Source organism: Afipia sp. GW821-FHT04G03 (assembly GCF_059419985.1).
This window is the reverse complement of the sequence record NZ_JBWKSV010000003.1, coordinates 772,188-778,590: the sequence shown is the minus strand read 5'-3', so window position 1 is coordinate 778,590 and position 6,403 is coordinate 772,188. Positions and strand designations below refer to the sequence as shown.

Genomic DNA, 6,403 nt, shown 5'->3' with positions numbered 1-6,403 from the left:
CGGAAATACTGCATCTGGATCGGAACGCGGCCATGCAGTAATCTCCATCCCGCTGGTCCAAAATATCCATCAGGTCAGTGCCTCGCAAGCACCTTGGCGCCTCCCGCCGCTCCATCGTTCGCGCGTCCGCGCGAGACCTGGAGTTTTACAAAGCTCGGACGCATTGATTTGCGCCGCGAGATCGGCGTGGGCTGTTTGAGATTCGGATAACGAGATTACGCCGGAAACCGCCCGTCGTCCGTTGCGCCGAGCGGACGCGACCGGATCGTCCATGTCAGCGGGCCGGGGACGCTTTCGGATCCTGCCGTTGCGAAGCCGAGCGACAGTCGCCGGTCATGCGCGTCCATCAATCCTTCGACCAGACCTGTGAGCGCTTTCAGGCACGCAGGATGATAGTCGGGCACGCCTGCGATCAGGCTCCATTGTGCCTGTGTCACCGTGACGGCACCGTTCACCGTGGTCATGTCGGCGTCGTCGCCCTGCGACCGGAGCAGCCCGAGCAGAAATGCGCCGAAGCCTTGGGGGCTGTGGTTCTGAAGTGCGGGGAAATCCGCGGCGAGATCGGTGTAAAGCTGCATCCCGATCAGCCGCCCTGTCAGGTGCAGCAGATGTCCTGCATCGTGCGGCCCGAACAGTTGCACCATCACCGGCAACGCGGAGCGGACATATTCCATCGCGTAGTTGCGGTAGGCTTTTTCGAGGCGCGATCGCGGCCACGCCGCAGTCGCGAGCTTCGGCGCGGCTGCCGGATCGAACAGCGGCGCTTCGAGCTGCCGTGCGAAGGTCAGTCGCTCGTCGGGCGCAAGATCGCGGTCATATTCGTAATAAAAACCCTCGAGGCCGTTCTGGCCGTCGACGGTCTGCTTCGTACAGACGAAACCGAGCCGCGGGTTCTTGAACGACACGCCGTTATGCGCGTGCCAGCCGCGCAGCATCGCCGTCGAGACGTCGCCGGGAACGGCGCAGGCGGCGGTGCCGCGCCAGATCCAGCGCGGCGGCGGATAGCGTATCCAGGCCTTGCGGTCGGACTCGCGCATGTACTCGACATTCACGCCGCCGATTTGATTGCTGAGATAATGATACTGCGCAGCAGCGACCGCGTGCGGTGCCGTCGTCAGTCCGAATTTTTCGATGCCGGCGAGAAAGCGCTCGTGGTGCTGGCGGCGGAAAACACGAAATACAAACTCCGCCGCGTCGGCGGTGCTGCGCCTGGTCACCACCGACATGATCAGGCCGGTGAAGTAACCGTGGTAAAGATCGGCGACCGCGTGCCAGGCTTTGAAGTTTGTCTCGTCCGCGCGGTCGTTCATCGTCGCCTCTTTGGCTCAGGCCGGCGGCGGCACGGTGGTTCTGACTGATTCCCGCTGCATCATTTTTTCATGGAATGCGTCGAGCTTCGGAAACGTCTTGCGCCAGCCGCAATCGGGAAACCGGAAATCGAGGTAGCCAAGCACGCAGACGATGCCGATCTGCACGATGTCCAGCTTGCGCGTCAGAACGTCGGGATGCGCTTCGTAGCGCGCCAGACCATCCCATGCGCGCTTGAACTGGTCGTCGGCCCATCCAGCCCAGAGAAATTCTGGTGGCCGCAACATCTTCTCATAGCGGCACAGCAGCAGCGCATCCAGCATGCCCTGAAGGATGGAATGATCGGTCTTGACCTGCCATTTCGCGGGTCCGGATGCAGGGATCAGCTTGCCGCCGGCCAGTTCGTCAAGATATTCGGCGATCACGTAGGAATCGACGATGACCTGGCCGCTATCCAGGATCAGCGCGGGAATTTTTCGCAGCGGGCTGATGTTGCGCGCATACTCTTCGTTTTCGGTGACCGGGATCGCCTTGATCGGAACGGCAAACTCGATCTTGTCGAACAGGCCAAGCTCTATCGCCGCGATGCGGATCTTGCGCGCAAACGGCGACGCCGGTGAATAGGCAAGTTTCATGGAGCGTTCCTGCTGAAGAAAATAAGCCGCAGGCTCCGGCGCGAACGCCGGAGCCTGACATGGAATGCAGCTTAGGCCGCGACGATTTCCTGGCGCTGCGCGCCGAGGCCGTCGATGCCGAGCGTGACGACGTCGCCGACGTTGAGGAATTTCGGCGGCTTCATGCCCATGCCGACGCCGGGCGGAGTGCCCGTGGTGATGATGTCGCCCGGGAGCAACGTGGTGATCTCCGACAGATAGGAGACGATCTTGGCAACGCCAAAAATCATCGTGGCGGTCGAGCCGGTCTGGCAGCGCGTGCCGTTGACGTCGAGCCACATGCCGAGTTTCTGCGGGTCCGGGATTTCATCGGCGGTCACGATCCATGGGCCGAGCGGGCCGAAGGTGTCATGCGACTTGCCCTTGGTCCATTGTCCGCCGCGTTCGATCTGGAAAAACCGCTCCGAGACATCGTTGCAGACCGCGTAGCCCGCGACATGCTTCAGCGCGTCGGCCTCGGAGACATACTTGGCACGAGTGCCGATGATGATCGCGAGTTCGACTTCCCAATCGAGCTTGGTCGATCCGCGCGGCTTTTCGACGTTGTCATTCGGCCCGCAGAGGCTGGTGTTGGCCTTGATGAAAACGATCGGCTCCGACGGAATCGCCATTCCTGCCTCGGCGGCGTGATCGGCATAGTTCAGTCCGATAGCCAGGAACTTGCTGAATCCCGAAACCGGTGCGCCGAGGCGCGGATTGCCGTCAACCAGAGGAAGAGAGGCCGGGTCGAGGGCGGCGAGCTTGGCCAGCCCCGCTGCGGACAGGGCTTCGCCCGTGATGTCCTTGACCTGCGCCGACAGGTCGCGGATGCGGCCGGAGCGGTCGATCAGTCCGGGCTTCTCCTGGCCCACGGCGCCATAACGAACCAATTTCATAGGCTATTCCCCTTTGTTCTTGTCCGATATTCCATTCGTCGGATGTTTCATGCGACACGGCGCAGGGAAATTCAACCTCAACCGCTCTGTGTGCAGTGCGTTCTTGTCAATTGTGATTGCGCTCCGCGGTCAGTCTGAAGGCATCTCCGTCCCGCACGAGATGTCCCGGATCGAAATGGCCGCCAAACACCAGCGTTGGCGTGTCCGCAAAGCGCGAGAACAGCATTTTCCGCGTCTCGATGGACTGGATCGGGTCGGAATCCACCGTGGACGACCAGCCGGGATGCGCCATCTGGCAGGGATTGTGCGCGACGTCGCCGGTCAGCAGCGCCTCCGCGCCGTCCGACCTGATGAGAACGCTCATGTGGCCGGGACTATGGCCGGGCGTCGCGATCAGGGACACCTCGTCGCAAATGCGATGGTCACTGCTCACCAGATAGGCCAATCCCGCTGCCACGACCGGCTGAACCGAATCCTCGAACACCGCCTTGTGCTCGCCCTCAGTGCTGTGCGCGGCCCAGTGATCGTATTCGGTCCTGCCGAACACGTAGCGGGCGTTGGTGAACGTCGGCACCCATTGACCGTTCACAAGCTTCGTATTCCAGCCGACATGATCGACATGAAGATGCGTGCAGAGGACAATGTCGATGGCATCCGCAGGAGCGCCTGCTGCTGCAAGATCATCGAGATATGGCGTGTCGAGATTGTTCCAGCCCGGCATGGAGCGGTTCGATTTCCCGTTGCCAAAGCAGGTATCGACGATGATCTTTCGCGCCGGTGTCTCGATGATCCACGATTGCACGTTCATCTTGAGGCGGCCTTCGGGCGTCGCGTAATGCGGCGCCAGCCAGGATATTTTCTGGTTTTCTTCAGACGTTGCCTGCGGGAGAATAAATCGCGTGCCGCCGACGGTTGCGGCTTCCACGATTCTGGTGACTTTGACCCGGCCCACGGTCCAGTGCATCAAGCCTGCTCCCGGTGTTTTGTTTTCCGCAGTACAGCCCCGGCTCTGTGTCCGTCAGAACCGGGGCTCAATGCGTTACATCGTGCCGGGATAGGCGCCGCCATCGAGCAGGATATTCTGGCCGGTGATGAAGCCGGATTTCGCACCGCACAGGAATGCGCAGGCGAGGCCGAATTCTTCCGGATCGCCGAACCGTCCTGCGGGATTTGCCTTCATGCGCTGCTTGAGCACTTCGTCCGGCGAAATGCCCTGTGCCTTTGCGGCAGCTTCGAGCATCGGTCCGCGAACGCGGTCGGTGTCGAACGGGCCGGGCAGCAGGCCGTTGATGGTGACGTTGGCGATCACCGTCTTGCGCGACAGGCCGGCGACGAAACCGGTGAGACCACTGCGCGCGCCGTTCGACAATCCGAGAATATCGATTGGAGCCTTCACCGCGGCCGATGTGATGTTGACGATGCGGCCGAACTTGCGGGCCATCATGCCGTCGACGGTGGCCTTGATGAGTTCGATCGGCGTCAGCATGTTGGCGTCGATCGCCTTGATCCAGTCGTCGCGTGTCCAGTTGCGGAAATCGCCGGGCGGCGGGCCGCCTGCGTTGTTGATCAGAATGTCCGGATCGGGACAGGCCTTGAGCGCGGCTTCGCGTCCCTCCAGCGTGGTGATGTCGCCGACGACTTCCGTCACCGTCACTTTCGGGTTCGCCTTGCGGATGTCCGCCGCCGTCTTCGCCAGCGCTTCCGCGCCGCGCGCGGTGATGGTGACGTGCACGCCTTCATTGGCGAGCGCGATGGCGCAGGCGCGCCCCAATCCCTTGCTCGCCGCGCACACGATCGCTCGCCGTCCTGAAATTCCGAGATCCATTGTATCGCTCCTCTTGTTGCGTTTCTTGGTTGATGGCGTCCGCTGTATTGCCCGATCTGCGCATTCCGCGCAATCAGTGCAGGCGCATCTCTGCCTTGATCATGTCGGCGGCCTTTTCGCCAATCATGATCGTTGGTGCGTTGGTATTGCCGCCAATCACATCCGGCATGATCGATGCGTCGGCGATACGAAGCCCCTCGATGCCATAGACCTTGAGCGTTGGATCGACCACGGCCATCGGATCGTTGACGCCCATCTTGCAGGTGCCGACGGGGTGATAGACCGTGTCGGTTCTCGCGCGCAAAGCGGTGCGGATATCGTCGTCGGACTCCACGCCAGCGGTGAATGCATCCGAGGTCTGGATTGCTTTCAGAGCGGGCGCATCGAGCAAACGCTTCGTGGTCTTGAAGCCCGCGACCATCGCCTCAAGATCGGCAGGGTCGCCGAAGAAATTCGGATCGATGGCGGGCGGCTGCATCGGGTCGGCGCTTTGCAGCCAGACGCTGCCACGGCTTTTCGGGCGCAGCAGGCAGACGTGACACGAAAAGCCGTTTCCGAAAAACGGAGTGCGGCCGTGGTTGTTCACCACCGCCATGCAGAAATGAAGCTGGATATCGGGCAATTCCAGGTCGGGCTGCGTTTTGAGAAATCCGCCGCACTCCGCGATGTTCGATGTCATCGCGCCGCGCCGCTCGCGGCGATACTGGAAGATCGATTTGATGATACGGCCGATCCCCTTGAGCGTTAGCCCGGTGAAATTCGGATTGCCGGATCGGAACCCGAATACGAAATCGGGATGATCGTGCAGGTTTTTGCCGACGCCGGGGAGGTGATGCACCGGTGCGATGCCGTGCCTGGCGAGTTCGGACTGATCTCCGACGCCGGACAGCATCAGCAGTTGCGGCGTCTGGAATGCGCCAAGACCGAGGACGATCTCGCGCCGCGCATGAACCTGCCGGGTTTCCTTGCCCTGCCGGTATTCGATTCCGGTGGCGCGCTTGCCGTCGAACAGGATGCGTGTCGCGTGCGCGCCGGTGATCACATGCAGGTTCTTGCGCGATTCCATGAAGGGATGAATGTATCCGCGCGCGGCGCTCCAGCGTTCGCCGTTTTTCTGCGTGACCTGATAGACGCCGAGGCCTTCCTGCTCCTCGCCGTTGAAATCCTCATTGATCCGGAACTGCGCCTCGCGCGCAGCTTGCAGGTAAATCTCCTGAACCGGATTGTCGGTCTGAAGCTTTGTGACGCTCAAGGGTCCGCCCTTGCCGTGATAGAAGCCGTCCAGTTCGCTGTTGTCTTCGGAGCGCTTGAAGTAGGGCAGCACGTCCGCATAGGACCAGCCGGTATTGCCCATCGATGCCCAGCGGTCGTAGTCGGCCTTGTGGCCGCGGATGTAACACATCGCGTTGATGGCCGATGATCCGCCGAGGCCCTTGCCGCGCGGCTGATACCCGATGCGGCCGTTAAGGCCGGGCTGCGGTACGGTGCTGAACGACCAGTTGTTGACCGGGCCGGATACCATCAGGATCAGCGCGCCGGGCGTGGTGACGACCCAGTTGTCATCCTTGCCGCCGGCTTCCAGCAGAGCGACCGAAACGTTGGGATCTTCCGACAGGCGGCTCGCGACGGCGCAGCCGCCTGAGCCCGCGCCCACAACCACGTAATCGAATGTGTCCGCCATCGTTGCCCCCGACAAATTTTTTACGCCGGCATTGATGCCG

At 61.8% G+C, this 6,403-nt stretch carries 6 protein-coding genes; all 6 read right to left on the bottom strand.

Annotated features, from left to right (window positions below; genetic code table 11):
• Nucleotides 1–215: 215 nt before the first annotated feature.
• The 6 genes from AC07UB_RS18115 to AC07UB_RS18090 all read right to left on the bottom strand — a co-directional run bounded on the left by AC07UB_RS18115 (nt 216) and on the right by AC07UB_RS18090 (nt 6,363).
• Nucleotides 216–1,310 carry a hypothetical protein gene (locus AC07UB_RS18115; protein WP_494654221.1) on the bottom strand — a complete coding sequence of 365 codons (1,095 nt, stop codon included), beginning with the start codon at nt 1,308–1,310 and terminating at the stop codon, nt 216–218.
• Nucleotides 1,311–1,325: 15 nt separating this feature from the next.
• On the bottom strand, nt 1,326–1,943 hold the full coding sequence (locus AC07UB_RS18110) for a glutathione S-transferase family protein (RefSeq protein WP_492790835.1): 618 nt from the start codon (nt 1,941–1,943) through the stop codon (nt 1,326–1,328).
• Between the two features lie 71 nt (nt 1,944–2,014).
• Nucleotides 2,015–2,857 (bottom strand): fumarylacetoacetate hydrolase family protein, encoded by an 843-nt coding sequence (locus tag AC07UB_RS18105; protein ID WP_494654223.1) that lies wholly within the window; start codon nt 2,855–2,857, stop codon nt 2,015–2,017.
• A 106-nt stretch (nt 2,858–2,963) separates the two neighbouring features.
• Entirely contained in the window at nt 2,964–3,821 is an 858-nt protein-coding gene (locus AC07UB_RS18100) for an MBL fold metallo-hydrolase (RefSeq protein ID WP_494654225.1), read from the bottom strand.
• Nucleotides 3,822–3,896: 75 nt separating this feature from the next.
• Nucleotides 3,897–4,682: an SDR family oxidoreductase gene (locus AC07UB_RS18095; RefSeq protein ID WP_492790832.1), complete on the bottom strand. Its 786-nt coding sequence runs from the start codon at nt 4,680–4,682 to the stop codon at nt 3,897–3,899.
• Nucleotides 4,683–4,755: 73 nt separating this feature from the next.
• On the bottom strand, nt 4,756–6,363 hold the full coding sequence (locus AC07UB_RS18090; RefSeq protein ID WP_494654227.1) for a GMC family oxidoreductase: 1,608 nt from the start codon (nt 6,361–6,363) through the stop codon (nt 4,756–4,758).
• Nucleotides 6,364–6,403: the final 40 nt, after the last annotated feature.